The organism is Methylomonas defluvii (genome assembly GCF_033949435.1).
GTDB lineage: Bacteria > Pseudomonadota > Gammaproteobacteria > Methylococcales > Methylomonadaceae > Methylomonas > Methylomonas defluvii.
This window is the reverse complement of record NZ_JAXARY010000013.1, coordinates 101159-127626: the sequence shown is the minus strand read 5'-3', so window position 1 is coordinate 127626 and position 26468 is coordinate 101159. Positions and strand designations below refer to the sequence as shown.

27 protein-coding genes are annotated in these 26468 nt (G+C 53.0%); 14 read left to right on the top strand and 13 right to left on the bottom strand.

Features of this window, described 5'->3' with window-relative positions; translation table 11 throughout:
* Window positions 1-218: 218 nt before the first annotated feature.
* The gene (gene msrA / locus QLH52_RS14830) at window positions 219-851 is read right to left on the bottom strand and encodes a peptide-methionine (S)-S-oxide reductase MsrA (RefSeq protein ID WP_319962092.1); all 633 of its coding nucleotides are present in this window, start codon (window positions 849-851) and stop codon (window positions 219-221) included.
* A gap of 75 nt (window positions 852-926) precedes the next feature.
* Between msrA and hslO the strand changes: the two genes are divergently transcribed.
* Window positions 927-1808: an Hsp33 family molecular chaperone HslO gene (gene hslO, locus QLH52_RS14825; protein ID WP_319962091.1), complete on the top strand. Its 882-nt coding sequence runs from the start codon at window positions 927-929 to the stop codon at window positions 1806-1808.
* 7 nt (window positions 1809-1815) lie between these two features.
* Entirely contained in the window at window positions 1816-2589 is a 774-nt protein-coding gene (locus QLH52_RS14820) for a hypothetical protein (protein ID WP_319962090.1), read from the top strand.
* Between the two features lie 574 nt (window positions 2590-3163).
* Here the strand turns inward: QLH52_RS14820 and QLH52_RS14815 are convergent.
* From QLH52_RS14815 to QLH52_RS14800, 4 genes are all read right to left on the bottom strand, one after another.
* Window positions 3164-3505: a YdbL family probable chaperone protein gene (locus QLH52_RS14815; protein ID WP_171694325.1), complete on the bottom strand. Its 342-nt coding sequence runs from the start codon at window positions 3503-3505 to the stop codon at window positions 3164-3166.
* An 11-nt stretch (window positions 3506-3516) separates the two neighbouring features.
* Window positions 3517-3714, bottom strand: coding sequence for a YnbE family lipoprotein (locus QLH52_RS14810; protein ID WP_064010563.1), 198 nt, complete (start codon window positions 3712-3714; stop codon window positions 3517-3519).
* Entirely contained in the window at window positions 3711-5576 is a 1866-nt protein-coding gene (locus QLH52_RS14805; RefSeq protein WP_319962089.1) for an intermembrane phospholipid transport protein YdbH family protein, read from the bottom strand. The genes QLH52_RS14810 and QLH52_RS14805 overlap by 4 nt, the downstream gene beginning before the upstream one ends.
* 91 nt (window positions 5577-5667) lie before the next feature.
* Window positions 5668-6717, bottom strand: a complete 1050-nt coding sequence (locus QLH52_RS14800; RefSeq protein ID WP_319962088.1) for a threonine aldolase family protein — start codon at window positions 6715-6717, stop codon at window positions 5668-5670.
* 144 nt (window positions 6718-6861) lie between these two features.
* Between QLH52_RS14800 and QLH52_RS14795 the strand changes: the two genes are divergently transcribed.
* Together QLH52_RS14795 and QLH52_RS14790 are read left to right on the top strand one after the other, a co-directional pair.
* Window positions 6862-7833, top strand: a complete 972-nt coding sequence (locus QLH52_RS14795; RefSeq protein WP_319962087.1) for an oxidoreductase family protein — start codon at window positions 6862-6864, stop codon at window positions 7831-7833.
* A 17-nt stretch (window positions 7834-7850) separates the two neighbouring features.
* Window positions 7851-8735 (top strand): 3'(2'),5'-bisphosphate nucleotidase CysQ family protein, encoded by an 885-nt coding sequence (locus tag QLH52_RS14790; protein WP_319962086.1) that lies wholly within the window; start codon window positions 7851-7853, stop codon window positions 8733-8735.
* A 97-nt stretch (window positions 8736-8832) separates the two neighbouring features.
* Here QLH52_RS14790 and QLH52_RS14785 read toward each other — a convergent pair whose 3' ends face one another.
* The gene (locus QLH52_RS14785; protein WP_033158359.1) at window positions 8833-9033 is read right to left on the bottom strand and encodes a KTSC domain-containing protein; all 201 of its coding nucleotides are present in this window, start codon (window positions 9031-9033) and stop codon (window positions 8833-8835) included.
* A 141-nt stretch (window positions 9034-9174) separates the two neighbouring features.
* On the opposite strand from QLH52_RS14785, the gene QLH52_RS14780 reads away from it, so the two are divergent.
* The 3 genes from QLH52_RS14780 to QLH52_RS14770 all read left to right on the top strand — a co-directional run bounded on the left by QLH52_RS14780 (window position 9175) and on the right by QLH52_RS14770 (window position 12389).
* Window positions 9175-9870, top strand: coding sequence for an SDR family oxidoreductase (locus tag QLH52_RS14780; protein ID WP_319962085.1), 696 nt, complete (start codon window positions 9175-9177; stop codon window positions 9868-9870).
* Window positions 9871-10133: 263 nt separating this feature from the next.
* A complete protein-coding gene (locus QLH52_RS14775; RefSeq protein ID WP_171694331.1) occupies window positions 10134-10766 on the top strand; it encodes a carbonic anhydrase in 633 nt (210 codons plus the stop codon).
* Window positions 10767-10796: 30 nt separating this feature from the next.
* Window positions 10797-12389, top strand: a complete 1593-nt coding sequence (locus QLH52_RS14770; RefSeq protein WP_319962084.1) for a SulP family inorganic anion transporter — start codon at window positions 10797-10799, stop codon at window positions 12387-12389.
* A gap of 95 nt (window positions 12390-12484) precedes the next feature.
* Here QLH52_RS14770 and QLH52_RS14765 read toward each other — a convergent pair whose 3' ends face one another.
* Both QLH52_RS14765 and QLH52_RS14760 read right to left on the bottom strand, forming a co-directional pair.
* A complete protein-coding gene (locus QLH52_RS14765; protein ID WP_319962083.1) occupies window positions 12485-13159 on the bottom strand; it encodes a hypothetical protein in 675 nt (224 codons plus the stop codon).
* A gap of 143 nt (window positions 13160-13302) precedes the next feature.
* Window positions 13303-14202, bottom strand: a complete 900-nt coding sequence (locus QLH52_RS14760) for a LysR family transcriptional regulator (protein ID WP_319962082.1) — start codon at window positions 14200-14202, stop codon at window positions 13303-13305.
* Between the two features lie 102 nt (window positions 14203-14304).
* Between QLH52_RS14760 and QLH52_RS14755 the strand changes: the two genes are divergently transcribed.
* The 4 genes from QLH52_RS14755 to QLH52_RS14740 are packed head-to-tail and all read left to right on the top strand — an operon-like array spanning window position 14305 to window position 17666.
* Window positions 14305-14904 carry an FMN-dependent NADH-azoreductase gene (locus QLH52_RS14755; protein WP_319962081.1) on the top strand — a complete coding sequence of 200 codons (600 nt, stop codon included), beginning with the start codon at window positions 14305-14307 and terminating at the stop codon, window positions 14902-14904.
* A 26-nt stretch (window positions 14905-14930) separates the two neighbouring features.
* Window positions 14931-15809: a pirin family protein gene (locus QLH52_RS14750; RefSeq protein WP_319962080.1), complete on the top strand. Its 879-nt coding sequence runs from the start codon at window positions 14931-14933 to the stop codon at window positions 15807-15809.
* 25 nt (window positions 15810-15834) lie between these two features.
* The gene (gene ygiD / locus QLH52_RS14745) at window positions 15835-16623 is read left to right on the top strand and encodes a 4,5-DOPA-extradiol-dioxygenase (RefSeq protein ID WP_319962079.1); all 789 of its coding nucleotides are present in this window, start codon (window positions 15835-15837) and stop codon (window positions 16621-16623) included.
* Between the two features lie 56 nt (window positions 16624-16679).
* On the top strand, window positions 16680-17666 hold the full coding sequence (locus tag QLH52_RS14740; protein ID WP_319962078.1) for a class I SAM-dependent methyltransferase: 987 nt from the start codon (window positions 16680-16682) through the stop codon (window positions 17664-17666).
* On the opposite strand, the gene QLH52_RS14735 is transcribed toward QLH52_RS14740, so the two are convergent.
* From QLH52_RS14735 to QLH52_RS14720, 4 genes are all read right to left on the bottom strand, one after another.
* Entirely contained in the window at window positions 17663-18082 is a 420-nt protein-coding gene (locus QLH52_RS14735; RefSeq protein ID WP_319962077.1) for a type II toxin-antitoxin system VapC family toxin, read from the bottom strand. The two genes, QLH52_RS14740 and QLH52_RS14735, sit on opposite strands and share 4 nt — an antisense overlap.
* On the bottom strand, window positions 18069-18305 hold the full coding sequence (locus tag QLH52_RS14730; RefSeq protein ID WP_319962076.1) for a FitA-like ribbon-helix-helix domain-containing protein: 237 nt from the start codon (window positions 18303-18305) through the stop codon (window positions 18069-18071). Before QLH52_RS14730 ends, QLH52_RS14735 begins: the two co-directional genes overlap by 14 nt.
* Before the next feature lie 67 nt (window positions 18306-18372).
* Window positions 18373-19614: an amidohydrolase family protein gene (locus tag QLH52_RS14725; RefSeq protein WP_319962074.1), complete on the bottom strand. Its 1242-nt coding sequence runs from the start codon at window positions 19612-19614 to the stop codon at window positions 18373-18375.
* Window positions 19615-19868: 254 nt separating this feature from the next.
* Complete coding sequence (locus QLH52_RS14720) at window positions 19869-22391, bottom strand: TonB-dependent receptor (protein WP_319962073.1); 2523 nt, start codon at window positions 22389-22391, stop codon at window positions 19869-19871.
* 595 nt (window positions 22392-22986) lie between these two features.
* On the opposite strand from QLH52_RS14720, the gene QLH52_RS14715 reads away from it, so the two are divergent.
* A complete protein-coding gene (locus QLH52_RS14715) occupies window positions 22987-23475 on the top strand; it encodes a TlpA family protein disulfide reductase (RefSeq protein WP_319962072.1) in 489 nt (162 codons plus the stop codon).
* A 19-nt stretch (window positions 23476-23494) separates the two neighbouring features.
* Here QLH52_RS14715 and QLH52_RS14710 read toward each other — a convergent pair whose 3' ends face one another.
* Window positions 23495-24898, bottom strand: a complete 1404-nt coding sequence (locus QLH52_RS14710; protein ID WP_319962071.1) for an amino acid permease — start codon at window positions 24896-24898, stop codon at window positions 23495-23497.
* 72 nt (window positions 24899-24970) lie between these two features.
* On the opposite strand from QLH52_RS14710, the gene QLH52_RS14705 reads away from it, so the two are divergent.
* The gene (locus QLH52_RS14705) at window positions 24971-25735 is read left to right on the top strand and encodes an exodeoxyribonuclease III (RefSeq protein WP_319962070.1); all 765 of its coding nucleotides are present in this window, start codon (window positions 24971-24973) and stop codon (window positions 25733-25735) included.
* A gap of 98 nt (window positions 25736-25833) precedes the next feature.
* Window positions 25834-26454 (top strand): uracil-DNA glycosylase family protein, encoded by a 621-nt coding sequence (locus QLH52_RS14700; protein WP_319962069.1) that lies wholly within the window; start codon window positions 25834-25836, stop codon window positions 26452-26454.
* Window positions 26455-26468: the final 14 nt, after the last annotated feature.

Below are 26468 nucleotides of genomic sequence, written 5' to 3'. Positions count from 1 at the left end.
GGTTTTGTGTTGTTAAGACTAATATTAGTTTTAAAGCTCTGTTTGGATGACTGCCCTTTAGGGCTTGTTCGGCTATAACCGAGCGCAGAGGGAGAGCCACACCAAGCGCGTAAATTGAAGGATTTTTTCCTAAAAGTCAACCGGAAAAACTCTCCCGGGATGGCGGGGAAACAATAATCTCAAGTCTTATAATGCCTTAGGATTTCTCGGCGATTCGGCTATCTGGAAAAACAGACACCCAGGCCGCCTAAGCCACAGTAACCGGACGGGTTTTTAGCCAGATACTGTTGATGATCTTCCTCGGCATAATAAAAAGTCGGAGCATTGCGGATTTCGGTGGTTATTGCTGGAAAGCCGGCGGCTGTTAATTTTGCTTGGTATTGTTGTTGGCTTGCCAAGGCCGCTTGATATTGGTCGTCCTGGCAATAGATGACTGATCGGTATTGGGTGCCGACATCGTTGCCTTGTCGCATGCCTTGGGTGGGATTGTGAGATTCCCAAAATATTGCCAATAAATCCTGGTAAGACACTACGCTCGGGTCGAACACCACCAACACCACTTCGGCGTGGCCGGTCATGCCGGTGCAAATTTCCTGATAAGTAGGGTTGGGCGTAAAGCCGCCGGCATAGCCCACTGCGGTGCTGAATACGCCGGCTTGTTGCCAGAATTTACGCTCGGCACCCCAGAAACAGCCCATGCCGAACACGGCTTGTCGCAGATGCGCCGGAAATGGCGGATGGATAGGATGTCCGTTGACGGCGTGAAATAGGCCGCTGTCTATGGCTTGCTGACGTCCTGGTAAGGCTTGGTCGGCGCTGGGCATGGCGGTTTTTTTGAATAGAAAAGACATGAGTGCATCCCGAGGTCGAATGATGAGGGTGTGCGGATTATAATCTCCGCTTATTCAAGAGGATTCCACTAAATCATGAAACAACAAGATTGCTTACGCCGCTTTATTTTCGAGGAACACGGAGTTCGTGGCGAATGGGTGCGGCTGGAACAAAGTTGGCAGCAAGCCAAACAATATCAACATTTAGTCAATGATGCCGTCGATGCGCAAATGGGACAAGCCTTGGCGGCGGTGGTGTTGTTGTCGGCAACCATCAAGTTTAAAGGCGCGATGATCATGCAGATTCAGGGCGGCGGCGATTTGAAAGCCCTGGTAGCGCAATCCAGCAATGAACGGCAAATCAGAGGCTTGGTGCGCAGTGAGGCCACTGTTGCCGGCGCAAATTTGCTGGACATGGTAGGTGAGGGCGGCCGATTGGTATTGACCGTGGAATCGGAAAATGCCGAACCGTATCAAGGCATCGTCGGTGTGGAGGCGGAAACGCTGGCGGATGTGTTGAGAACCTATTTCACTCAGTCCGAGCAGCTTGATACCCGGTTGTGGCTGTTTGCCAATCAAACCCATGCGGCCGGCCTGTTCATCCAGGAGTTACCGAGTAGCAATCAGAACAAAGCCGACTGGGAACGCATCGAAATATTGGCGAATACCGTTACCGCCGACGAACTGTTGAGTCTGGATTGCGAGGACTTGTTGCACCGTTTATTTCATCAAGAAAAGGTCAGGATTTACGATCCGGAGCCAGTGGAATTTAAATGCAATTGCTCCCGGCAAAAAATCGGCGGCACTTTAGCGGCATTGGGGCGGTCAGAGTTGGAAGCAATTTTGCGGGAACGCGACGACATCGAAGTCGATTGCCAATTTTGCGGAGCGCAATACCACTTTGACAAGGTTGATGTGGAGAACCTGCTGACCAATCCGGCAGCCGAAACTGATAATCACTCGCCTACCCGGCACTGAGGGTGCTATGACTAAAATTAACCGCTTTTTTCGCCTGTCTCTGGCTTTTGTATTACTCAGCAGCATGACGGGTTGTTTGCACTGGTTGCACGCCTACCAGACTTATTTGCAAATGGATGAGTTTGATCGTTATTTTGCGGTGACCTCCAAAGAGGATTTCACCGTGCATTTCAAGCAACCCAAACTGTTCAGCGAAGATTTTGTGTCCTTGGCTAAGCTGCACGCCAGCAGCGAAGAGCATACCGGCGACGGCAAACGCTGGCGCTATTGGTTTCGTAAGATCGATAAAGACAGCAAGTTGATTGCGCCGGAAATCAGTTTTTATCTGGATCTGGCCTTTAACAAGGAAGATAAAATCACGGACTGGACCTTCTCCAACTTGTTTTTACAAATCGCTCCACCGGAGTTTCTGGAAGCTTCGTTTCGTTCGCTGGGCGGTGCGGAAATTAACGAAGAGAAAAAACAGTTGAGAGCCAAGGCTGATCAAATGGAGAAAATAGCCGCGCTGCTGCCAAAAAAAGCCACGGTAATTAAACAACTGGGCGAGCCGCTGGAAATCACCGATGAAGAAAAGCAGGAAGTGTATCTTTACCATTTTCGGCTGGATGCCAAGGATATCGAAGAAGGTTACGAGGACAGAGCTTTGAGCGAAGTCAGGTTGATGTTCGATAAAACCACCTCCGAATTGATCAAGATGTCCGGCCGCTTTGCCGGTTTGAAAATATCCATCAACTACAGGAATTTTCAGGAAGAAGACGATAAAAAAGTGGCGGGTTTGTGAGTTGAACGGCAGGCATAAAAAAGCCCACGTAAAGTGGGCTTCGTCCGGTCTTATTTTTTATATTGATTGGACGCCTACCGTTGTACGGTAGGTTAATTTCTTGCGTTTATTGTTGTTCTTATACCGGATTAACGGTCGCCTATCCCCCCCTCATTTAACGGTCATGATCCTTTCGAATCATCTGCGTTTCGCTGAAAGTGGGCGCATTCTATTGGATTAAAATGCAGCTGTCCATAAAAAAGTGTGACAATTTGTCGCACATTGATTTTGTGGGCATTGTGCCTGGTTTCTCCTCGGCGTGAGCGAATGACCGAATCGTCTGATTATTGACGCTTTAGAGAGCTAATTGCTTGTCCAGTCAGCGGTTTTAACGAGTTGTGCTCGCCTTGACTAAGTGGGATCGCAAGGTAACTTCTCCCGAGTGGTGCTGGTGATGTTCAGGTTTAGGTCGGGAGATAGCTAAATTTGACTTATTAGTGCCACTGCGAACAAATGACGGTATTTTTACTTTGCTGCCGGCTAAATCTCAAGCCGTTTGAATACCGTGCAGTATTGCATTATAGGCTCTTGCCTGTCAGCGCTGGGTCCAGCCGGAAGCCGTTTCTACAAATTGTCCCGGTGCCGCTTGGCCTATGACTTTCTGAGCGGTCAGTCGCCCCACTTCCTCCACAGCAACGCCGTTTTTAGCCGCTATGCGTTGATATTCCGCCAGGCGTTGGGCATTAATGCTCTCAACCAGGGCTTTTATCTCGGCCGATGCATCGGGCTTGACCAAGCCCAGGAAACCGTTCATTTGTTCACCCACCAACCCAGCCGATTTTGCCTGGGCTAGATCGGTGGCGTTGACCGGCAGGGCGGTCAGATATAAGCCCAGAAACAAAGGCGCCAAAATTGATAGCAAATTTTTGTTGTTCATCACTCGCTCCTTTAAAACAAGCCTTTTTGGCTGGAAAGCAATTCGTCTACGTCTTTTTCCACTTTCAGACGGATTTCGTGTTCGATTTTGACGTTCATATTGATCTCAATCGGTTTGTCCGGCGCTTCCAACCTTACGGAGGGCGAACACCCCGTCAGGTAGATGCTGCCGCACAAGATGGCCGCGCTGCTTGCAGCTTTCCAGTTCATTGATTCCTCCGGTCCGCCGGCGGCGGTTTGGGTGGTTGATCCCCGCTTGGGGGTTTGGGCGATGCTCCAGCATCGGCCGGTTTGGCGGTAGCCTGTTCCAAAATGGTCCGTTCCAAATCGCCGGCTAAAATACCTTTTTGTAGCAACTCGGGTAGCTGGCCGCTGATATTTAGGTTAAACGCCAGCGGATGGCCGGACAATACTTCCGGGTTATTGCCTTCCAGGCGTAAGCCCAGGTGATAGTCGCCGTTTGGGCGATAATTTACCTTGGCTTGCAGATTCCGGTAAACCAGGTTTTTGAGAGCCTTAAAGGCGATATTCTGACTATCGGCCGGTCCCATATAGCGTAACACACCCGGCTGTGTGCCGCTGAGGCTGCCGTCTTGCACATCTATGGCCCCCGCCGACAACTGCAACGGTAGTTCGCCGTCTATTGAGCCGGTTCCGGAAATATTTGGATAATCCAGGCTCATTAAAAGTTGCGACAGATCGACTGCATGCAGTCGTAAAGTCAGCAGTATCGGCGTTTGCTCCAGCGGTATTTTGTCCGGTTTCAATTCCATGATGCCGCCGAATAGTGCCAGCTCGGCTTGGCTTAGTGTCAGTTCCTGATCGAGATAGCGGGCCTTGATACTAAGATTTTGCGCTATTAAGTCTTTACCCAATCCCAGCGTCGGTATCTCGGCAGACAAGTCCACGGCGCGATCCGCCAGCTCCGGAATGTTCAGTTCCACCTTGCCGTTCTCGATTTTCGCCGCGCCGGCCGTCAAGGCCAAATCGGCGATAATCAATTGTGCCGTTCCGGAAACGTCTTGATTGCTTGGCCGATGCAGTTTTAGATTTCCCTGTGCCTTGCCGCCGGCAACCGTCCAACTGGCCGCCATGGCCGGTAACCAGGGCTTGATTAAATCGAATGCCTCGCTGGCGGCCATGTCCAGGCGGCCGTTCATATCGATTGTTTGCTTGTTCGTCATCGACAAATCCATAGCCAGCAGAGACTGTTTATCTTTTGTCAGAAAGGCTTCAGCTTGCAGCGTGGCAAAGTTGTCCGGCGTAGTGGCGCTTGCACTGAGCTGCGTGGCGCTTAGTAGCGGGCTTAATTTGGCTAAGTCGTATGACTGAGTTTTTGCCCGCAAAGTCTGCGGTATCAGTAGGCTGTTGCTGAGCCATTCGATCAACGAAAGCGCGCCGGCATCCAGCTTAATTTGCTTGGCTGGGCCATCCAGCTGGCTGGCATTTAGTTCGAATATACTGCCAGTTGGCAGTCGTTGGACATTGAGTTTGGCGGCGCTAAAACCGGGATCCATATTTAGGTGAATGGATTGTTGGGCATCCTGAAACCTTGCATCGATGGCATCGGCCGCACCTCGTGTGACGTCCGCTTGACCAGCAAAGCTGCTCAAGCCCCAAGGCGTATCTACATCAACTTCCAGTTTCGCGATGCTCAATCGGTCCAGCGGTAAGCTGATGGGAGTGTTTTCCGATGTCTGCGTCGCAGCTTGGTCGGTAGGGTGGTAGTTGAATTTCAGCGCGGCGTGACCGATGCTGACGTTGCTGATAGTTCGTTTTTCCAGATCGTAATCGGTTGAAACATTCTGCATCGCAACCGATAAGTTGCCAGTCGGTGTGGCGAGGCCGAAGCTGATTTCAGCCAGCTTGGCTTGCTTGGAATCAAACGACAGCCCCGACAACGAGGGTGCGCTGAGCGCGCTTTGTTTCATGGCCTGTTGCAGTAACAACTCCAGCAGAACTGAACGCTGCCACCATAGGGCCAGGCAAAATAACCCAAGCATCAGCAGCGTAATAGCCATCTTGCGCCGCCATGAGCCGCGCTGCTGTAAATCATTTGTGGTGGCAGGCAAGTTCATAGCCTGACGTAGCCGGTCTGTTGAGTGACTAACCAGTACATGGCAGCTGGGAGTTTGGGACGATAGACACGCAAAATCGGCTGCCTCAGCCCAAACGCTCGATAAAGGCATCGACTTGCTCCGCTTGTGTCGCAAAACTGGTGACTAAACGCACCAATACTTCCTGGTCGGCTACCAGGCCAGGGTTTGCGCGCGGCGGATTCCAGGGGTAAAACACCGCGCCTTGTTGTTGCAAGCGGTCCGCTTGCGCTTGGTCTAGCACGGCAAACACCTCATTGGCTTCTGCATGCCAGGCCAGGCGGGCGTATTTTGAGTGGGCAATGCCGTTTTGCAAACGCGCCGCCATCGCGTTGGCGTGGCAGGCGAGATTCAGCCAAAGTCCGTCGTCTAAATACGCTTCAAACTGACAGGCGATAAACCGGCTTTTAGATACCAACTGCGCGGCGCGCTTGCGGATAAACGGTAAATCTTTGGCCTGTGCCGGATTCATAAACACCAGGGCTTCAGCGCACCAGCAGCCGTTTTTGGTGGCGCCGAAAGACACAATATCTATCCCTAGTTTCCAGCTCATTTCCGCAGGCGTTAACCCCAGCGAGACTAGCGCATTGGCAAAGCGCGCGCCGTCCATGTGCAAGGGTAAGCCGTAAGTTTGGGCAATGTCGGCAATCGCGGCAATCTCCTCCGGTTGATAAAGCGTGCCGATCTCGGTGGCCTGAGTGATGGAAATGGCCATGGGTTGGCCGGCATGCACAAAATTAGGCGGGAAACGCTCGATTTCCGCTTTCAGATTTTCCGGATCGATTTTGCCGTTGTCGCCGTCCACTGGCGCCAACCGTGCGCCATGCGTGAAAAACTCCGGTGCGCCGCATTCGTCTTCCAGCATGTGTGCTTCTCGATGGCAAAACGAGACGCCGCCCGGACGGTTGACGGCCGCCAGTGCCAGCGAATTGGCGGCTGTGCCGGTGCTGACGAAATAGACTGCGACTTCCCGTTCGAATAGCTCGTTAAACTGTTGCTCGATTTTGCGATCCAGCGCGCTGGCGCCATAGGGGGCCGAAAAGCCTGCGGAGGCTGCCAACAAACGTTGGGAAATGGCCGGATGAGCGCCGGCCCAGTTATCGGATGCAAAATTCATGGTTGCTATCATGGCGGTGATGTTTAATGTATGGGCTATACGACGGTATGAACTATACCAACGATACCGCAATCCGACACGCGAGCCTGGCTTTCGTTCGGCGTATTCCCAGAAAATAGCAATCTTTTAAGGCACTCTCCACCCATGCAAAATACCATTCGCGATCTCGTGCTTCAGGCGACCGGTGCCGATGATGCATTTCAACTTGAAACCATTCAAAGTCTGTGGAGCGGCTACGGCTATATTTTGCGCTATGGCTTAAGCGGCTGCGACAGTGCTAGCGTGATCGTCAAACACGTAAAACTGTCGGCACAAAGTCTGCAAACGCCCGGTTCCAATGAAGACCTGTCGCATCGGCGCAAAGTCCGCTCTTATCAGATAGAGGCGGCTTGGTACCAAGGCTGGGCCAAACTTTGCGACGCGGATTGCCGAGTCCCGGCGTGTTTAGCTTTCGAAATGTTCGGTGAGGATATAGTCATGGTCTTGGAAGATCTGCATCCGGTGGGGTTTCCGCAACGCCGCTCGCGGGCAGGGGAACGGGAGATACGCACATGTTTAAATTGGCTGGCCAATTTCCATGCCACGTTTATCGGTGAAAAACCCAGTGGTTTGTGGCCCACCGGCACTTATTGGCATCTGCAAACCCGGCCCAACGAATGGGAGGCCTTGCAGGATATTGTCTTGAAAAATGCCGCGCCGATGATTGATCAAAAACTGCGCGATACGCCTTATCAAACCTTTGTGCACGGCGATGCCAAATTGGCCAATTTTTGTTTTTCGGCGGACGGCAGCCGGGTCGCGGCAGTGGATTTTCAATACGTCGGCGGCGGTTGCGGAATCAAGGATGTCGCGTATTTTATCGATAGCTGTTTGGGCCAGGAAGAATGTCAACGCCGAGAGAGCGAATTGCTGGATATTTATTTTCAGGCTTTGCAACAGGCGTTGCGGCGTCAACAAAAACCCGTCGATGCCGATGCGGTCGAACGTGATTGGCGGGCACTTTATCCAGTAGCCTGGACCGATTTTCACCGCTTTTTAAAAGGCTGGAGTCCCGGCTATTGGTCCCCCAGCAGCTATAGCGAGCGGCTGGCGCGGCAAGTCATCGCCCAATTATAAAATTACCAGGAGAACCGATGCGCTTGTCAACCGACGATCTGTATTTACTCGGCCAGTGTGCCATCTCCGCGGCGATGCAGGCCGGACAATTGATTGCCAAGTCTGCGCATACTGCGGTTGTTGTAAACAGCAAAGACGGTGGCACCAGTCTGGCTGCTCGGGTAGTGACGGAAATCGATCATTTGAGTCAGGAGATTATTCTGCAAACCTTGCGACCGACCTGCGCCAGTTACGATTTGGCCTTATTGTCGGAAGAAAGTCCGGATGACGGCGCGCGTCTGCAACACGACTATTTCTGGTGTATCGATCCTTTAGACGGCACCTTGCCGTTTATCGAAGGCGTGCCGGGCTATTCGGTGTCCATCGCCTTGGTATCTCGCGCCGGAGAAGCGCTGATTGGCGTTGTTTACGATCCCTTGACTCAGACGCTTTACCGCGCGATTAAAGGCGAAGGCGCTTGGCAAAACCAGCACGCTTTTAAGCCGGCACCGCCTGCGCCAGTCTTGACGTTCATTACCGATAAAAGCTTTGCCCAAGATCCGCTGTATCACGCTACGCAGGCCGCATTGCAGCAAATAGCCGTTGAGTTGGGCTATACCGGCGCCAAGCTGCGTTTGCAAGGCGGCGCGGCCTTAAATGCCTGCCAAGCGCTGACTGAGGCGCCGGCGTGTTATTTCAAATTTCCTAAGCAGGATAAGGGGGGCGGTAGTGTGTGGGATTACGCGGCTACCGCTTGTTTGTTCCAGGAAGCCGGCGCGCCGGTCAGCGATATACACGGCAAACCGTTACTATTAAATCCGAACGGCTCGACGTTTATGAATCATTCCGGCGTGTTGTATTGCTCCGACCAAGCTATCGCCGACAGCATGATCAGGCTTTACCAGCAGTTACGGCAGGGATAAGCGAACAAGTTGCCCGTGTTATGGCTTGCTAGTGAATGAGGCCCGATAGACGCAAGGTTTTGAATCTATCGGGTATCGATGGTGGCTTCGGTCTTTTTCAGCAGGGAAACAAATCCTGGAAGTGGCGCTTATAAAATCGGTTTTTGGAGCGGGCTTTCAGAAATGCGGCAAACAGGTGTTCGGGCACATGGCAAAAATCCTGAGCTTGCCGGTCTTTGAACGACACTCGCAGTTTATGGGTTTGTTCGTCGTAGCCGATCACGTCGATGGTGCTGGATTTAACTGATTGCATTTGCATAGTAGCCTCCGGGAATTTCATGCTAAAACTGTGTCGGTGAGGCATGGCTAAATACGAATAGTTCAATCGGCAATTACTTATCAAGACTACGTAAAACTATAGCTTCCCTTATTTTTCAATCACTCGTTTGGAGACGTAACGATGCAAACTGTTTTAATCACCGGCGCCAATCGCGGTTTGGGTCTGGAGTTTTGCCGGCAATATGCCGCCGCCGATTACCAGGTCATCGCGGCCTGCCGCAAGCCGGACCAGGCCGAACATTTGGCGGCGCTTGCCAAACAATACTCGCACATTCAAATCGAGACCCTGGACGTGGCGGATTTCAGTCAAATCGATGCGTTGGCAAGCAAGCTAGCCGACCGCAAAATCGATGTCTTGCTGAATAATGCCGGCGTTTACGGCGATCAAGCCGATCGCGGATTCGGGCAACTGGATTACCAAACCTGGGCAAACGTTCTGGCTGTCAATGTAATGGCTCCGCTGAAATTGGCCGAAGCCTTCCTGCCGCAAGTGCAGCGCGGTGACAAACGCTTGATCGTGGCCTTGAGCAGCTTGATGGGCAGCATGACCGACAATACCAGCGGCGGCAGCATTCTGTACCGCTCCAGCAAGGCAGGTTTAAATGCGGCCTTGAAAAGCCTGTCCATCGATTTATGGCCTTCGTCCATCGGCGTATTGATTCTGCATCCGGGTTGGGTTAGAACGGATATGGGCGGACCGAACGGCTTGATCGACGTTGAAGAAAGCGTATCGGGCATGCGTAAGGTGATTGCCAATTTCAGTCTGGCCGATAGCGGTAGCTTTGTTAAATATGATGGCTCGGCCTTACCTTGGTAAGCCTTTTGCCTTCTAGGTTTTCACGTCTTAAATAATTCAGCATGACAACCACTGCTTAGGTCTGCATAAGCAGTGCGTATACCCCCTCAAGCTAATGCTCATTAGCGATAAAAATATCGAATCGAAACTTTATTGCTTGCATAAATATTTCGATTCGATATTATTTGTTCGGCGCCGATACGATCTTCCAATACATCGGTTGCTTAAGTGCGACGCCTAAGAATCGCATCGTTTACATCGCAACGACACAAGAGGAGGGGTTTATGCAGACTCCCAACAAATTGCTGCTGGAAAACAAAGCCTGGTCAGAAGCCATGACCGGTAAACAGCCCGATTACTTCATCAATATGGCCAAGGAGCAACATCCGGAGTTTTTATGGATAGGTTGTTCCGACAGCCGTGTGCCGGTCGATACCATAGTTCATGCCCAACCCGGCGAAATATTCGTGCACCGCAATATCGCCAATCAAGTCATCACCACCGATTTTAACGGTTTAAGCGTGTTGCAGTACGCGATTAACGCCTTAAAGGTCAAGCATGTGATCGTCTGCGGCCATTATGGCTGCGGTGGTGTTGAAGCAGCCTTGCGCCAGCAACGCGGCGATTTGGCCATTGCCAACAAGTGGTTGACGCACATTAAGGAAGTGTATCGCTTGCACCAAGACGAACTGGACAATTTGCAGCCCGAACGCAAACTCAACAAATTGATCGAGTGGAATGTCATCGAACAAGTGCAACGACTGGCCCACACCTCTATCGTGCAATCGGCCTGGAAGTCCGGCCAAAAAGTCAGTTTGCGCGGCTGGGTATACGGTTTGCACGACGGTTTGCTGAATGAGTTGATACACATCGACGCCACTTCGCCGATTCACAACATCTATCAATATGCCCATTAAGGCTCCCAGTTATCCGCACGGAGACCGTCTATGAAAATGCAGTTTAATGATTACCTGAAATATTTTCGTCAGGATTTTTCGGCCAGCATTGTGGTATTTCTGGTGGCCTTACCCTTGTGTTTGGGGGTGGCGTTGGCGTCCGGCGCGCCCTTATTCGCCGGGGTTATCGCCGGCATGATCGGCGGTATCGTGGTGTCCTTGTGCAGCGGTTCGCAGCTCAGTGTCTCCGGCCCCGCGGCTGGCCTGACGGTCATCGTCTTCAACGCCATCGAAACCTTGGGCAATTACAAGGCTTTTTTGTTGAGCCTGATGTTTGCCGGGATTTTCCAAATGCTGTTCGGTTTCCTTCGGGCCGGGGCGATTGCCGCGTTTTTCCCTACCGCGGTGATCAAAGGTATGTTGGCGGCTATCGGTATGATCCTGATCATCAAGCAAACCCCGCACGCCACCGGTTACGATGAGGGCTACGCGGCGGACGAGAGTTATATGCCGGATACCGCCAGTTCCAGCTTCATCGAGTTTACCCACTCACTGCACGGCATTTCGCCCGGCGCGACTCTGGTGGCTGGCGTGGCCTTATTGATTCTGATTTTTTGGGAAAGCGCTTTCATCAAACAATTTAATGCCTTGCGGATGATTCCAGGGCCGTTGTTGGCGGTGATTTGGGGCGTGTCTTTCAATGCCTGGGCCTTGGCTGCGGCACCTGAATGGTCCATCGGCGTCAAGTATTTGGTGTCCTTGCCGGAACTTGGCTCCACCAGCAATTTTGTTAACCAGTTGCGCTTGCCGGATTTCAGCTATCTCGGCAATCCCAAGATATACAGCATCGCGCTCACCCTGGCCATCATCGCCAGCCTGGAGACCCTGCTAAGCGTCGAAGCGGTGGATAAGCTCGATCCGCATAAACGGGTTTCGCCGACCAATCGCGAATTGAAAGCTCAGGGCCTGGGCAACCTGCTCAGCGGATTGATAGGTGGTTTGCCGATCACGGCCGTGATTGTGCGCAGTTCGGCTAACATCAATGCCGGCGGTCAAACCCGGGTATCCAGCTTTTTCCATGGGGTGTTGTTATTGATCAGCGTATTGTTTTTCGCGCATTTTCTGAACATGATCCCATTAGCCTGTCTGGCGGCAATCTTGTTGCAAACCGGTTACAAGCTGGCGAAGCCGGCCATGTTTGTGGAGTTTTACCAAAAAGGTCTGAATCAATTTGTGCCGTTTGCGATTACCGTGTTCGCGATTTTATTTACCGACTTGTTGGAAGGTATCGCGATTGGCATGGTATGCGGTATTTTTTTCGTATTGCGGGCCAACTTCCATGCGGCTATTACCTTAACCCAGCATGGGCCCAACTATTTGCTGAGGCTGCACAAGGACGTGTCTTTTTTAAATAAAGCCTTGCTTCGTAATTATCTTGCCGGTATCGCCGACGATAGCGAATTGATCATTGACGGCGGCAAAGCCCTGTTTATCGATCACGATATTCTGGAAACGCTGAGCGATTTCCTGCAAGCGGCACCGGATCGCAATATCCAAGTGGAATTACAAGGTTTGGCCTTGGAGTCTCGATTGCTTGAGCAGGAAGCCGTCTTCATACCCCGCTTGGCTGCGGCTGGGCATTAGCGGGAAACACGTTGATAGGATCTTTGACACGCGGGCTTTGCATCAATCCAGCAAGATGCAAAGCCTTGCGCTCGGCAGATCCGATGCCTTACGAACTATTTTATGACACGCTGTTTTCTTTGCGTGATGCTGGCCAGTCCCAGGGCTGAAGCAAATAGCCAGACACTTGCTGGCAACGGGACCACGGACGCCTGTATGTGATAACTGTAACCCGCTTTTATGTTATCGACTGCCGCGAAGCCGTCCATGCTGATGGATTGATTGCTTAGGGTTCCGAACCAAGACGATGGGTTTGGGTTGGGCATTGTCACACAGGAAGGAATAAGGCCCTGTGGGACAGGACAACCGAGAGATGCCGACTCCGACTGAAACGCCGTGTCGCTGGTCATAAGACTAAACAAACTCGGGAAATTGAAGCTATGGATTGTGCCGTTCAGCGTGACGTTGGCGTTGGTAAACAATAGCTTGTCGGTAATTTCACCGCTTGCAGACGTTGTAGAAGGACTTGCCGTGCTTTGATAGCGTTCGACGTCAAACGACCCAGATATGCTGAACGGTCCGAAATTCTCACTTGGCTCCGAACCGTCTGCGCCGACTACGATAAAAGAGGGGATGTAGGTAGCAAAGCTTCCCGCTGAGTTAATAACGTAATGAGTCGTTGCGGTCTTGATAAAATCCGAGCCGGCAACCACGGTTGCTTGCGCCGAACTGATCGCCAGCACGCCGCCTAACAGAACGATACCGCGTGAAATAGCCAAAGATCTAAACATGAATTTTCCTTAAATTGTTGAAATGACAGGCTTCCTAACCATGCGTTAGGCGGCGGCGATTCTATAGGCACAGGTAATTTCAGTCAAACAAATAAGCTATGCGGCTAGGCGGTTTTGCCGTTTCCCCAGTTGCCGATTATGTCTCATGCAAAGTCTTTTAAATGCGTTTCCAAGAAATCGATAAACACCCGGGTCTTGGTCGGCATCAAACGCCGGCCAGGGAACACCAGCCAGGCCGTGGTTTGCGGCAAACACCATTCCGGCAGCACGCGCACCAGTTCCTGATTAGGCATGTAAGTGCTGGCGTAAGAATCCGGCGCGGCGACGATGCCTTGATCCTGCATGGCCAGTTTGACCAATAATTCCGGCGAGTTGGCTTGGATGCGTATCGGCGGCATACCTAGCCATTCTTGTTCGCCCTTCGTCAAGCGCCAGGTCGGCGCCTCCCGATTGCCGGCCAACAGGCTGAGGGCATCGTGTTCCAACAATTCTTCGGGGTGCGCCGGTGTGCCGCGTTTTTGCAAATAAGCTTCGGAAGCATACAAGCCCCAGGTTTGCAGATTCAGACGCTTGGCTGTCAACGTCGCGTCATCGGGCAAATCGCCCATCCGAATCGCCAGATCGAAACTCTCGCTGAGTAAATCCACCCGCCGTGCAGATAGATCAATTTCCAAAGCAATGGCCGGGTAGCTGTTGCTGAATTCTGCCAGCAGTGGCGCCAAAAACAGATTGGCGAAGTCGTTGGGCATCGAGATGCGCAGTACACCGCTGGGCTGGATTTGCCGATGTTGTGCCAAGGCCATCGCCGCTTCGATTTCCTCGCTGACCTGTCGGCCGTGTTGTAACAAGCGCAGTCCAAATTCGGTCAAATTCAGTTGCCGGGTGGTGCGTTGCAGCAAACGCTCGCCCAGTTGTTTTTCCAAATTGCTGATGCGTCGCGACAGGGTTGACTTAGGCAAACCCAGCAATTCGCCGGCTTTGGAAAAACTACCGGCGTCGGCGATTTTGGCGAATAGCCATAAGTCGTTAGGTTCTATCTGCATGATTGTTCCTCCAATGGAACAATGTTATCCATTTTCCGGTCTTCTGCCCAATATTATCCCGGCGTATAGTCAACCCAACTTCAACACCTTTGGGAGACTAACATGAACATTCTGCAAATCAATTCCAGCATCCGCGCCGAAAACGCCTATTCCAGCCGCCTGGCCGATCGCTTGGTTGCCGGCTTACGGCAGCAAGCACCGAGTGCGCAATTGACCGTACGCGACTTGGCGAAAACCCCGCATCCTTTGCTGGATGAAGCGGCTTTGATTGCGCTGAGTACGCCCGCCGAACAACGTAACCCCGAGCAAGCGCAACGGGTGGCGCTGGACGATGCCTTGATTGCCGAGATTCAGCACGCCAACATCCTAGTGTTAACCGCGCCGATGTATAACTTTGGGATTCCGGCACAACTGAAAGCTTGGATAGATGCTATCGCTCGGGCCAGGGTGACGTTTCAATACACCGAAAACGGCGTGGAAGGCTTGTTGAAAAACAAACAGGTGTATGTGATTCAAACCGCCGGCGGCAAGCACAGCGGCACCGAGACCGACAGCCAAAGCACTTATTTGCGTACCGTCTTGGGATTTTTGGGCATGACCGATGTCACGTTTATTTATGCGGAAGGCTTGGCGATGGGCGGCGACGCCGAGCAATTGGCCCTGCAAGCTGCCGCTACGCAAATCGCCGCCTTGGCGGCCTGACCTAACCTTAATATAGGAGATTCGCGATGAACACAGACACAGTTAAAAACGATGACGTAATGCGGTCCCGCGCTATCGAGCAGCTAGTGGTTGGCCACGCCACCTCGGACGGTGCCGGCGTGAAATTGACCCGCGTGCTGGGCCAAGCCTTGCAGCTACGCCTCGATCCATTTTTGATGCTGGATGCCTTCGGCAGCGATAAGCCTAACGACTACATCGCCGGCTTTCCCAATCATCCGCACCGGGGTTTCGAAACCCTGACTTATTTGATCACCGGCCGGATGCGGCATAGCGATAACGCCGGCCATCAAGGCTTATTGGAAACCGGCGGCATTCAATGGATGACGGCGGGGCGCGGGATTATCCATTCGGAAATGCCCGAGCAAAAAGACGGCATGCTGGAAGGCTTTCAATTGTGGATCAATCTACCGGCTGCCGAGAAAATGCAGCCGGCCGGTTATCAAGATGTGCAAAGCGAGCAGATTCCGGAATTACTCACGGCCAACGGCGTCAAGGTGCGGGTGATTGCCGGCAGCAGCCATGGCATCGCGGGCGCTATTCAGCGGCCGGATACCGAGCCGCTGTTTCTGGATGTGCATTTGCCCGCTGGGGCCAGTTTCAGTCAGTCGCTTCCGGCAGGCCACAATGCGTCTTTTTATGTGTATCGCGGCGAGGTGGTTGTGGCGGAACGGTCGGTAGCTGCGCAACGCATGGCGGTGTTAAGCAGCGGTGAGTCGGATGGGGTGATATTGCAGGCCAAGCAAGACAGTCGTTTGATCCTGGTGGCCGGCAAGCCTTTGCGTGAACCGATAGCGCAGCACGGGCCGTTTGTGATGAACACTCGCGAGCAGATCGAGCAAGCGATAGACGATTACCAAGCCGGTCGTTTTAACGTCGCGGCTTAGAGGTAAACATATGGGAGTAGAGACGATGAATACGGTCAAGCCCGACAACCAAAACTTGCCGAGGCTGCCGGCCTTATTCATCGGTCACGGCAGCCCGTTGAATGCGCTGGAAGATAATGAATACAGTCGGGCTTGGGCGGAACTAGGGCAACGTCTGCCCAGGCCCAAGGCCATTTTGTGTATCTCCGCGCATTGGCAAACCGATGGCACACGGGTTACTGCGATGTCGCAGCCACGGACCATCCACGATTTTTACGGCTTTCCACAAGCCTTATTCGATTTTGTCTATCCTACGCCGGGTAGCCCAGCATTGGCGGCGAGGATCAAGGCGCGGATGCCTGGGATTGAGCTTGATCAGGACTGGGGTTTGGATCATGGCAGTTGGTCGGTTTTGTGCCATCTGTTTCCCGATGCACACATCCCGGTTTTACAACTCAGTCTGGATATAAAAAAGTCGCCTGAACAGCATTACCAACTGGGTAAAGCCTTACGCTGCTTGCGAGACGAGGGGGTGTTGATCGTCGGCAGCGGTAATATCGTGCACAACTTGCAAGCGGCGATTTGGCGGGATACTGCCCATGACTGGGCCGTCGCGTTTGCCGAGCGGATTAAACGCTTGATTGCCGCAGGCGATCACAGCGCCGTCGTCAAATACCGCGAATTAAGCGATGCGGCGTTGGCCATCCCGACAGACGAACATTTTCTGCCCCTCCTATACATCCTGGGCTTGCAAGGTGACGGCGAACAGGTCGGTTTTTTCACGGACAAAACCACGCTGGGTGCTATTGCCATGTTGTCTGTGCAAGTAGGTTAACGGGCATGTAGACGCTAAATTCAGCTTACTTCCGCTGAGCGTCAGATATTCGCCGTTTGTGGTGGCCTGTTTCCGCATTCGGGCATAAAATCCGCCGATTAACCATTCTGTGCGCCGCCAGCAATATGCCCAACGATCCAATTCGCCGCAAGTCACCTGAAAACAAAGCCAGCAATAGCTTTGCCGTACCTGGAAATACGCAGCGCGAATACGCCGTTGGCTGGGCGGATTATGAATTATTGGATGCCGGTGACGGCAAGAAGCTGGAGCGTTGGGGCGAAGTGGTGACGATACGTCCGGAGATTCAAGCTGATTTCAAGCCCGGTTGGTCGTGGGCGGATTGGCAGGCCAGGGCGGATTGGGAGTTTGTAGAGCTGTCATCCACGGAAGGCACCTGGAAAAAATTGAAGCCGCAGGCAGTCGAACACTGGCAAATTGCTTATCAACAATTGCAGTTCGGCTTGAAACTCACCAAATTCAAACACCTGGGCTTGTTTCCGGAACAACAAGCCAACTGGCGGTTCATCGCCGAGCGGGTCAAACCGGGCGACAAACTATTAAACCTGTTTGCCTACACTGGTGCGGCCTCACTGGTGGCCAGGGCGAATGGCGCGGAAGTGGTGCATGTGGATTCAGTCAAGCAAATGTTGGATTGGACCCACGATAACATGGTGCGTAGCGGGTTGACCGACATCCAGTGGGTGCTGGAAGATGCCTTGAAATTTGCCAAGCGCGAATTGAAACGCGGCAATCATTACGACGGCATCATCATGGACCCGCCGGCCTGGGGTTTGGGGGCCAAGGGCGAAAAATGGAAACTGGAAAATCAGTTGGCCGACCTGATTGAAACCGCGCGCGGCTTGATGAATCCGGGGGCGTTTTTAGTCCTGAACACCTATTCTCCCAAAGTGGACTTGCAGGATTTAGCCCGCGCCGCCGCCCCTTGTTTTGCTAAACGCCAACTCGAAATCAAACAACTGTGGATGCAGAGCCAAACCGGCAAAGCCTTGTTGTATGGGAATTTGCTGCGGGCGACGGCTTAATCCGCGAATGGATTGAGGACCCGAATTCCTGTGCCGGCAAAGTCACCAACATTCCGGGTGACAACGGTAAGATCGTAAATTAACGCCGTAGCAGCGATCAATTTATCCAAGGGGTGTTGAGGATTTGGTACGCGCATTTTCCCCCAAACCAGCGCAATCTCGGTGTCGATAGGCAAGACATGATGGCGATATTCCTGCATAAGCTGGTTTAGCCAGTTCTCGAGTAACTTGCCTTGGCTAAAATCGCCGCGGAGATAAATCAGATCCACGCCGCGCCGCAATTCACCGACGGTGACGACAGAAATATACAGCTTGTGATCATTTTGGGCGACGCCGGCAAAGAACTGGTTAACGCCCGGATTTGTCTTGCTGCCTTTGCGGATTTCGCTAATCACATTCGTGTCAATCAAATACATCAGTCAAATCGCTCTCGGTATCCATACGCAGAAAGTCAGTATCCGAACCGACATTGGGCATGGCGGCTAGCGCTTCCGTAAAAGATTTCCGTTGCGGCCCGGTCAAAACCTCCGCCAGGATGGCGCGATGTTCTGCTTCTGTGGAACGATGGTGGGCGGCAGCTCTGGCTTTCAAAGCCTTAACCAGCGTTTCATCAAGATTTCTAACAACAAGGCTGGGCATAGCTAACTCCAAGGGGTGGTGCTATCAATGCTAGCACGCGCTTTGGCGTAGCGGTAGTCTTTTAACTCTAACGTTGTTGGCCCGTAAAAAACGGCCGAGTCGCAAATACACCGTCGGCAAAACGCTTGCCCTGCCATGACAAACTGCGTTTCAACACAAAATCGAAGCGAAACGGATGATATTCCTGCAGAGCCAGCAACGGTTCGACGGCATCGTCCGGCAGCAGGCCGGCTTCGGCGAAAGCCGACGGCGAGATCAACGGCAAAATGCCGGTCAACGGGTAATCCGAGCCGTACAGCAAGCGGCTATGCCAGCTGGTTTCCGTCAGCAGGGTTTTGATTACGCCCATATCGCGGTTGCGTAACACAATCGCCGAAATGTCACCGTATAGCCGGTCCTGCCACTGTTTATCGGCCATCAACTTGGCAAACAAATCAAAACTTCGCACTTCCCGGCCGTCTTCATCCACATCCTGGCCCAATGTCGCGCAATGGGCAATCACCACCCGAACGCCGGCATCGAGCGCCCGCCGCAAACGTAGCGGATTGCCGAACAAAGGCTGGTCGGCGCCATGCAATGCGTTCTCTTCGCCGCCGTGGGTGATGATCGGGATGTTCAATTGTGCCGCCGCTTTATAAAACCGGTCGCATTGCGGCGAAGCCGGGTCTATGCCCATCGCCGGCGGCAGCCATTTCACGGCGCGGGCACCGTTGGCGGCGGCCTGTTCCAGTACAGAGACGCAATCGGGGCGATAAGGATGAATGCTGGCTACCCATTCGAGGCGCTCTGGATAGGCTTGTGCCAAACGCTGAGCGTACTCGTTGGGGACAAAAAATGCGGTATTGGCATGATCCGGGTCGCCGCTGGCCCCATGCGCGCGGTCAAACGCATACAACATGGCCTTGGCGCCCTTGGGCATGTTGTCCAGCAAGGCTTGTAAGCGTTTGACAAAGGCGGTGTCTTGGTTCGTGTCAGGGATGCAAGCCGCGTTGGCGTAAGCCCAATGTTGCAGGGTTTGCACCGGGTGCTTGAGCGGGGCATGCATATCCGGCGTTTGCGTAATGCCGCTACCGCCGTCGCCGGAGCCGATGATGTGCGTGTGACAATCCCACCAGTCTGCCGGATCGATGCCTTGCCAAGCGGCGGTTTCGAGGGCTGATGCCGGCGTCCCGGCTGGATTGAGACAGGGATTAGTTAAGCGAAACAGTGCAGACGCCGGCATGCTGCTGGTGACCAAGCCGGCAGCCGCCAGTTTTAAAAAGCGGCGGCGGGCGCGACTGGTAGCGGGCACGCGATGGTTTGATGTCATGGGCTGTTTTCTAGGTCGGATACTGTGGGGATAGGATCCGCAAAATCAAATGGGTTGTAAAGAGGCTGGGGCGGATTTTGCTTGGCTTGGTGCTAGCGCCATGGCCTTGCAGATTGGATGATTATTAACCCGGCTCTTAAATTTCCTGGAAGGTGGAAGCCGTTAGACGGCTCAGGAGTTTCGTGCAGCTGCAGCGCTCCCGCTTTTGCGGGAGCAACGATGTGTAAAGGCCGGGTTAAAAAATTTCTTAGAACTTAGAAACTTATTGCGCCCTCAAGGAAGAACGTTCTTTGTGGATAAGGATGGAACACATAAGCCGTTTTGTCCGTCAGGTTGTTGATACCGAATGAGATGCGGCTTTTCGCAGGTTTACCCAGCAAATCGTACTTAAAGCGGTAGCTGGTTTTAAAGTCCAGGAAGAAAAAACCGTCCTGCGAGCCGAACACATTGTTGACGTGGTCTTTGTTATCAATATCGTTGTAAGAGTCGCTGGTATACCGGCCCGCCATTGAGACATCCAGCGCTTCGTTCACATGATAGGTCGCCAGCGCATTAAAACGCCATTCCGGCAAACGGATACGTTCTTTGCCGGTCAGGTTAAAGCGGGTAAGTGATCCGTTCGCTTCTTGAAAGTTAATGTCCGGCCCGCCGTCTTCCACAATAGCGTTCATCCAGGTGGCGTTGAAATTCAGATCAAAGTCAGAGTCGAGCACGCGAGCTTGGTCATACACCAGTTCCACGCCGGTAGTGCTGGTGGCGGGAATGTTTTGGAAGGCATTTTCAGTCAAGATGCCGGTGGCGCGTCTAACCTGCTGGATAGTGTTGCGAATGTCGTCGCGGAACACATTGACCCGCACATAACCGTTGTCCAGTCCGTATTCGATCATAAAGTTATGATGCCAGCCGTCCTCGGCCTTTAAATTCTCGTTTGCCGTGGTTATGCTCGTCGGCGACTGGAGGTTTTGATACAGCTCTGCGATGACCGGAAAGCGGTAGGCGCGACCAAACGAATAACGGAATTTCCAATTGGACGGCTCAAATCCCAACGATGCTTTCGGGGAGATGGCATCGTCGCTACGATCTGACAATGCACGGTTAGAGCCCACGCCACTGGACGCCAGCCACCACTCGTAACGTGCGCCCAATGTCAAATCCCAGTCCGGCGCAAAGTGATAGGCGAACTGACCGAACATCGCATTGGTAGTGACTTCACCTTGGTTACGCCGTCCTATGGTTTCTGAGCCTATCTGATCGGCCGAATAGCTGTTATAGGAGAACTGTTTGAAGTTCATGTTGTAGTTGTCGAAGTGGTAACCGCCTAAAAATTCCAAGGGTTTCCAGCCTAAAAACTCTCGGGTGCTCAGTTTCAAGTCGTAGTTTTTCCAATTGAAATCGTCAAATACTTGCAGTTGGCCGGTATTTTGGTTACGCGGATCGTCAGGATTAAAAAAAGCGGTTCTGCGCTCGTCTTTGATTACATCCAAGTAGCTGAATGTGGTGTCTATATCCCAGGTGTCGGTAATCGCCCCTTTTACCTGCATGCCGATTTGCATGGTTTGTCGTTCGTCATCGGACGGCCCGAATCCGCTGTTCAAAACGTTGAATGCTCTTCCCGCGTAAACGGCATCGCGAGAATTGGTATTGTTATCGCCGTAATAGGCATTGCCGTTTGCAGAGGTCAGATAATTGCGCGGTTTTTCGGATTTGCGGGTACGTTCCTCGAACGCGCCGGTAAAGATGGCCTGCAAATCCGGCGTGATGTCGTATCCCACTTTGAGTTTAACCAGATCGGTATTGATTAATTCGGGGCCAGTGTCGCCGTAGATATAACTGGGCGTGCCGCGGGTGTCCAGAATCGGCACCGCGCCATTGACTGCGGTCGTTACGCCGGTAGGATTGCGCAAACCGGTATTATCGATGAAGTAACTCATAGGCTGGCTTTCCGCTTCCAAGCGGTTGTAGGAAAGCAGCGCAGACCATTTATCCAAACGATTGCCGTACGAGAAATACTGCCGATTGCCGTCAAAGGTGCCGCCATCCGCGCCAATATTCTCCCAAGGCTGCACAAAGTAGCTGGTTTCCGCGTAGTACTCTTCTTTCATTGGCATGTGGGTTTTAAGGTTCACTACCCCGCCGATGGAGTTGCCGCTGTACTCCGCGGAAAAAGGACCGTAAACCACGTCAACCGCGTCGATTTCGTTTGGGCCCACCATCGACCAGCGCGGCGCACCGTTAAAAGAAGCCTGCAATTGATTGTGCAGCGGTAAGCCATCGGCATACACCATGTTTCTGGCCGTCGAGAACATATCGGCCCCGCGGATGCCTAACACGCCATTCGGGTCGCCGATATAACGCTGGCGTATCTGCAAGCTCGGTTGATACTTGACCGCTTCTTCGGTGGTTTGGGCGTTTTGCCGTTCAATTTCGGCGCGTGATAGGCGGGTTGATGGCGAGGTGAAATGCGAGTCTTTCGCCACTTCACCGGTGATCACCATTTCTTCCATCACTTCGTCTTTGGTGCTACCGCCCACAGCCGGCGTTTCCGACGACACTTGTTTTGATGCTGTTTGACTATTGTTAGCAGTGGGCTGGTCCGATGGCTTGGAAGCTTCTGCATTTTTTGCCGTATGTTTCGTGGCGTCGCCTGTACTTTTCTTCTGTGTTTCAGCGATGGCGACATTGCTGGTAATAGCCAGCAGAACAGCAGTAGACAATAAAGAACGCATCGGCAATCTATAAGACGCTGATTTATCAAGTGTTTCGGATTGGTTTTTCACGTTTGATCTCGGTTGTAATTATTATTTCTGGATTATTGCTAAGTTTGTTTTAGCCTTCTGATCTACTCAATTTGAGCGATTTTCCGAGCTGGATCATGCTGATAGCTAACAGGTTTTCCGGATAAAAAATATTCCGAATTTCCGGCAAGATTGGGGCCAAGATTAAATGGCTTTGATTTTATTGATAAAAAATTAATAGTTGCGTTTTATATTTAATAAACTGTGTTATTTAACTGATTTTTTAGGTTTTTTTGGGCGATACGCCTTGCTATTCCAAGGTGCTATGTCTGAGACATAAACTTTTAAACAAGCGAGATGTTTAAAAAAAGTCGGATAGTTCAATAATTTGATAGGCGTATTGGTTTGCACAAGATTGAGTGGCTTAAAAAGATTCAACCATTCGTTAAAGCAGCCGGTAGGTAAAAGCAAAGTAATAAACTATGTTAAATGACTACATCGCCTGAGTTGAACCTGGACCACAGCCACTTTATCGTTACCTCTGCCGTTTGGGCTTGAATGTGGTCTTGACTGGCGATAAGGTGCTTAGTTTTTTGATGGCAAATTCGGCCCTGGCAGCTAATTTAATAAGGATACTATGAACACAAGAACCATTCTGGTTGGTCTAGCTTTAAATCTCATTGGCTGTGGTGTGGTTTTGGCGGAACAGCCCGAAATAAAACCCTTCACTCCCGGCAGCTATCAACAGATTTTGGCGGTAAACGCCAACAAGCCGTTAATGCTGGCAATCTGGTCGGTGGATTGTCCGTCGTGCCTCAAAGACATGGACATACTGGGTAAACTGCACGAGAAACATCCGGCTCTGAAAATCGTCATGCTAGCCACCGACGACGCGGAAGCCTTGCCGGAGATCAAACGTATCATCGACAGCCATAAACTCGGCGGGCTGGAGAATTGGGCTTTCGCCTCCGATAATCCCGAAAAACTGCGTTACGAGATCGACCCGGCCTGGTATGGCGAATTACCCAGAACCTATTTCTTCGATGCCGGCCATCAGCGGGTTGGTAAGAGCGGGGCGATGTCGCTGGAAGAATTCGAGGCGCAACTCGGTAAGCTGAAAATGTAATGCAGCCAAACCCGGCCCGTCAGCCTTGGGGCGCGGGCTGCCGCAAACGGTACACGCCATAAACCGCAAAGCCGATCAGGTTCCAGATCAGAAAATACAGCTGCGTAGTGCTCGGCAGGCTGATAAACAGATACAGGCAGCCCAGTATTGCCACCGGCCCGGTGATCCAGACAAACGGTGCCGAGAATTTCCGCGGCATTTCCGGCTGTTGATGCCTGAGCAACAACATGCAAACCGCCACGACACAGAATGCCAGCAGCGTGCCGGCATTGGCCAGTGCGGCGATGTCCGCCAGCGGAAACACGCCGGCGATGATACTGACGATCACGGCGGTAAACACACTGGTGCGAACCGGCGTACCGCGTGGCGACACCTTGGCCAAGCCGCGCGGCAATAAGCCGTCGCGGGCCATCGCAAAGAAAATTCGACTCTGCCCGTAAAAAAACGCCAGGACTACGGTCGGCAAAGCGATTACCGCCGATGCCGCCAGCCAGCGCGCCGCGGTAGGTTTGCCCAACTCGCGCAAAATCAGCGCCAGCGGTTCCGGGCTGTCGGCGAAGCGCTGATAATCCAAGGCGCCCAGTGCTGCCACCGCCACCACGACGTAAATGGCCACGCAGATCAGCATTGAGCCGACGATACCCAGTGCCAAATCCCGGTCGGGGTTGCGGGTTTCCTCAGCAGCGGTGGCAATCGCATCGAAGCCGTAGAAGGCAAAAAAGATGATGGCCGCCGCAGCCATTACCCCACGCTCGACGCCGTCCGCGCCCGGGGTTTTAATGAAACCAAACGGCAAAAAAGGCTGGAAATGCTCGGCTTGGAACAGCGGCAACACCACAGCAATAAACACTAGCAAGGCGGTGAGCTTGACTACCACTAACATGGCATTGACGCTGGCGCTCTCTTTAGTGCCGACCAGCAATAGGGCGGTGACGACCAGGATGATGAAAATCGCCGGCAGGTTGATCAACCCGCCTAATTCAGGGCCTTGCATCCACTGCATCGCTACGCCCAAGCCTTCCTGCAACAGTGGTGCCGCGTAACCGGACCAGCCGACTGCCACCGCGCTGACCACCAGCGAATATTCTAAAATCAAGCTCCAGCCCACCAACCAGGCCGCCCATTCGCCGATGACGATATAGGCATAGGTGTAAGCGCCGCCGGCAGCCGGCATCAGTGTGGCCATCTCCGCATAAGCCAAGGCCGCGCAGGCGCAAATCGCCCCGGCAATCACAAACGCGAGGATCACCCCCGGTCCGGCCTTGGCCGCACCGACGCCGATCAAAGTCAAAATGCCGGTGCCGACAATCGCCCCCACGCCCAGCGCCATCAGGTGCGGCCAGCTTAACGTGGCGGTTAATCTATGTTCTGTCGGGACATTGTCAGCAGCCGGCCAGGGTTTACGCTGGCGCCAATTGTTCATATCGCGTCCCCGTTGCGGTGCGCAAGCCGGTAAAATACCCAGTCAATTCGGTCTATCCCAATGGAACCCCACATGAAAATCATCTCCTGGAACGTCAACGGCATTCGCGCCGTGCAAGATAAAGGTTTTGCCGATACGCTCAGCCAGCTCGACGCCGACTGCGTGTTGCTGCAAGAAACCAAGGCCCAAGACGACCAAGTCAGCAAGGCTTTGGAAAATATACACGGCTATCACCTGTACTCCAACTCCGCGGAACGCAAGGGTTATTCCGGGGTGGCGATATTAAGCCGGCAGGAGCCAATTCAGGTAGTGCACGACATGGGCATCGCCGAGCACGACCAGGAAGGCCGGATCATCGTCGCGGAATTCGAAAAATTTTATTTATTGAATGTCTACGTGCCCAACTCCGGCGACGGCCTGGTGCGGCTGGATTACCGGCAGACCTGGGATAAAGAATTTCTGGCCTATATGCAGAAACTGCAAAGCCAAAAACCGCTGATTGCCTGCGGCGATTTCAACGTTGCCCATCAAGCCATCGACATCGCCCGCCCCAAAGCCAACTACAACAAATCCGCCGGCTATACCCAAGTCGAGATCGACGGCTTCAGTCATTTTGTCGAAGCCGGTCTGATCGACAGTTTCCGACATCTGCACCCGGATACCGTGGCCTACAGCTGGTGGAGCTATCGCGCCAATGCCCGCGAAAAAAACATCGGTTGGCGGATTGATTACGTACTGACCAGCCAGGCGCTGCTCGGGCAAATCAGCGATGCGTTCATCCTGCCGGATGTGTTCGGCTCGGATCATTGCCCGGTCGGCATCGAGCTGGCGCTTTGAGCGAAATGATCGAAAAGTCCCCTCTCCCTCCGTACCCGCAGGGCATAAAGGAGAGGGTTAGGGTGAGGGATGTTTTTAATTTTTTTATTCCGACAATCATGAGCGACCAACAGCATTTGCTACAACAACACCGTCAAGCGCTGCTGGCCTGTACTCGCTGCCCGGCCATGATCCGCCCGGTGGTCAGCGGCAAGCCGGTATTGTCGCCGGTGTTGCTAATCGGTCAGGCACCCGGCGATAAAGAAGGGGTGTTGGGCAGGCCGTTTGCCTGGACGGCGGGTAAGACGATGTTCAAATGGTTTGCCCAGATCGGCCTGGACGAAGCCAGTTTTCGGGAGCGGGTCTATATGGCGGCGGTGTGCCGCTGCTTTCCGGGGAAAAACCCCAAGGGCGGCGACCGCGTACCCAATCCGCAGGAAATTCAGCAATGCGCGGGGTGGCTGCAAGCGGAGGTAGCGCTGTTGCAGCCCAAGTTGATCATCCCGGTCGGCAAACTGGCGATTCAGCAAATGCTGGAGGTGGATAAGCTCAGCGAGGTCATCGGCGGTTTGCACCGCCTGAATTTTCACGGCCACGACACCGACGTCATCCCGCTGCCGCATCCCTCCGGTGCCTCCACCTGGCATCGCACCGAGCCGGGTGCCGGTTTGCTGCAAGCGGCATTGGCAACTATTCAGGAACATGCGGCCTGGCGGCAAGTGTTGGGGCGTCCAACGTAGGGCGCAATAACCAA

Excerpts from the sequence above, each read along its gene's own strand:
- msrA (WP_319962092.1), bottom strand. The coding sequence starts at position 851 with ATGTCTTTTCTATTCAAAAAAACCGCCATGCCCAGCGCCGACCAAGCC.
- hslO (WP_319962091.1), top strand. The coding sequence starts at position 927 with ATGAAACAACAAGATTGCTTACGCCGCTTTATTTTCGAGGAACACGGA.
- QLH52_RS14820 (WP_319962090.1), top strand. The coding sequence starts at position 1,816 with ATGACTAAAATTAACCGCTTTTTTCGCCTGTCTCTGGCTTTTGTATTA.
- QLH52_RS14815 (WP_171694325.1), bottom strand. The coding sequence starts at position 3,505 with ATGAACAACAAAAATTTGCTATCAATTTTGGCGCCTTTGTTTCTGGGC.
- QLH52_RS14810 (WP_064010563.1), bottom strand. The coding sequence starts at position 3,714 with ATGAACTGGAAAGCTGCAAGCAGCGCGGCCATCTTGTGCGGCAGCATC.
- QLH52_RS14800 (WP_319962088.1), bottom strand. The coding sequence starts at position 6,717 with ATGAATTTTGCATCCGATAACTGGGCCGGCGCTCATCCGGCCATTTCC.
- QLH52_RS14795 (WP_319962087.1), top strand. The coding sequence starts at position 6,862 with ATGCAAAATACCATTCGCGATCTCGTGCTTCAGGCGACCGGTGCCGAT.
- QLH52_RS14790 (WP_319962086.1), top strand. The coding sequence starts at position 7,851 with ATGCGCTTGTCAACCGACGATCTGTATTTACTCGGCCAGTGTGCCATC.
- QLH52_RS14785 (WP_033158359.1), bottom strand. The coding sequence starts at position 9,033 with ATGCAAATGCAATCAGTTAAATCCAGCACCATCGACGTGATCGGCTAC.
- QLH52_RS14780 (WP_319962085.1), top strand. The coding sequence starts at position 9,175 with ATGCAAACTGTTTTAATCACCGGCGCCAATCGCGGTTTGGGTCTGGAG.
- QLH52_RS14775 (WP_171694331.1), top strand. The coding sequence starts at position 10,134 with ATGCAGACTCCCAACAAATTGCTGCTGGAAAACAAAGCCTGGTCAGAA.
- QLH52_RS14770 (WP_319962084.1), top strand. The coding sequence starts at position 10,797 with ATGAAAATGCAGTTTAATGATTACCTGAAATATTTTCGTCAGGATTTT.
- QLH52_RS14765 (WP_319962083.1), bottom strand. The coding sequence starts at position 13,159 with ATGTTTAGATCTTTGGCTATTTCACGCGGTATCGTTCTGTTAGGCGGC.
- QLH52_RS14760 (WP_319962082.1), bottom strand. The coding sequence starts at position 14,202 with ATGCAGATAGAACCTAACGACTTATGGCTATTCGCCAAAATCGCCGAC.
- QLH52_RS14755 (WP_319962081.1), top strand. The coding sequence starts at position 14,305 with ATGAACATTCTGCAAATCAATTCCAGCATCCGCGCCGAAAACGCCTAT.
- QLH52_RS14750 (WP_319962080.1), top strand. The coding sequence starts at position 14,931 with ATGAACACAGACACAGTTAAAAACGATGACGTAATGCGGTCCCGCGCT.
- ygiD (WP_319962079.1), top strand. The coding sequence starts at position 15,835 with ATGAATACGGTCAAGCCCGACAACCAAAACTTGCCGAGGCTGCCGGCC.
- QLH52_RS14735 (WP_319962077.1), bottom strand. The coding sequence starts at position 18,082 with ATGTATTTGATTGACACGAATGTGATTAGCGAAATCCGCAAAGGCAGC.
- QLH52_RS14730 (WP_319962076.1), bottom strand. The coding sequence starts at position 18,305 with ATGCCCAGCCTTGTTGTTAGAAATCTTGATGAAACGCTGGTTAAGGCT.
- QLH52_RS14725 (WP_319962074.1), bottom strand. The coding sequence starts at position 19,614 with ATGACATCAAACCATCGCGTGCCCGCTACCAGTCGCGCCCGCCGCCGC.
- QLH52_RS14715 (WP_319962072.1), top strand. The coding sequence starts at position 22,987 with ATGAACACAAGAACCATTCTGGTTGGTCTAGCTTTAAATCTCATTGGC.
- QLH52_RS14710 (WP_319962071.1), bottom strand. The coding sequence starts at position 24,898 with ATGAACAATTGGCGCCAGCGTAAACCCTGGCCGGCTGCTGACAATGTC.
- QLH52_RS14705 (WP_319962070.1), top strand. The coding sequence starts at position 24,971 with ATGAAAATCATCTCCTGGAACGTCAACGGCATTCGCGCCGTGCAAGAT.
- QLH52_RS14700 (WP_319962069.1), top strand. The coding sequence starts at position 25,834 with ATGAGCGACCAACAGCATTTGCTACAACAACACCGTCAAGCGCTGCTG.